Raw genomic sequence first — 1,246 nt, forward strand, 5'->3', positions numbered from 1 at the left:
TATTGATAAACTTTTTCTAATGCAGTTGAAAGTTTGGCACCCGAATGATGCGAAATAAAACCGCCTGTTCTTAAATTTTCATCAACAGTCAAATGTGTAAAACAATGACGTCCTTCAAGGACTTGCACCAAACCTTTTTTGACAATATCACTTGGATTTTTCCCAAGTATGGATTCACCCTGATATTCAATTTTGCCACGGTGAATTTGCCCATTTTCAGCAAAAATCAACTGTGATATTGCTTTCAGAGTTGTACTCTTACCAGCTCCGTTGGCACCAAGCAATGCAACAATAGAACCAGAAGGAACAGTTAAACTCACCCGTTTAACTGCCAAAATACTCTGGTCATATACGACTTCAATATCATTGACATTTAACAATGGTTCACTGCTTTCAGGTTTGATACTGTTTAATAATTTAGACATGCGGTCATCTCCTGATCTTATTCTTCAGTTGCGCAATCTCGAATTTTTATACCTTGCTCTTTGGCATATTTTTCTGAAGATTGTTCAATAATCGGACGTAATAAGCTGCGATCTGCTTGTACCCAATCACTAATTACTTTCCACTCTTTACCATCCCATTGTTGGAAACGTACCGCACCACCGCCTTCATGGTCTTGGCACGATAGTTTTAAAGGCTGTACCAAACCATATGCACCAAGTTCTTTTAGACGTGCTTCAGTTAAATTGATATGTTCAAAGCCCCAACGGACCTCTTCACCAGTAAGCGGACGTTTACCAAATTTATTTTGTGCCACGCGTACTGCTTCTACATTCAAAATACCGTTTACCACACCTAGGTTATAGTAAACCGTACCGAAACGATTTTTATCGGCAAGATCTGACTGACCTTTATCAATAACAAGTTGTTTAATTTCTTGTAATACAGGGAAATTCGTTCCTGATGGATGAGTCGTAATTGAAATAAACCCATTTGCCGCAGCACCTGCTGGTGCAGCATCTTCTTCTGAGTTTGACCAGATATTCCCAATAATTTTATTGGTTGGGTAACCCACTTTCTGTGCAGTTTTTAATGCAACAGGATTCATCACCCCCCAACCACGAAGAATGACCCAATCCGGTTGAATCCGTCTAATATTTAACCATTGAGATTGTTGTTCATTACCCGGATGTGGTACTTCAATGTTGGTTACTTCAAAGCCATACTTTTTCGATAAAATCTCAATGACTGGAATCGTTTCTTTGCCATAAGGCGAGCCGTGATATAGAACCACGATTTTTTT

At 39.1% G+C, this 1,246-nt stretch carries 2 protein-coding genes; both read right to left on the bottom strand.

Annotated features, from left to right (window positions below; genetic code table 11):
- A partial coding sequence (locus UC75_RS20135) for an ATP-binding cassette domain-containing protein (RefSeq protein WP_228137077.1) occupies positions 1-425 on the bottom strand: 425 nt, incomplete at its 3' end.
- A 17-nt stretch (positions 426-442) separates the two neighbouring features.
- Positions 443-1,246 (bottom strand): ABC transporter substrate-binding protein (locus tag UC75_RS20140; RefSeq protein ID WP_228137078.1); only part of this gene is annotated, 804 nt, incomplete at its 5' end.

Origin of the sequence: Acinetobacter sp. V2 (assembly GCF_001188385.1) — a bacterium.
Lineage (GTDB): Bacteria > Pseudomonadota > Gammaproteobacteria > Pseudomonadales > Moraxellaceae > Acinetobacter > Acinetobacter oleivorans.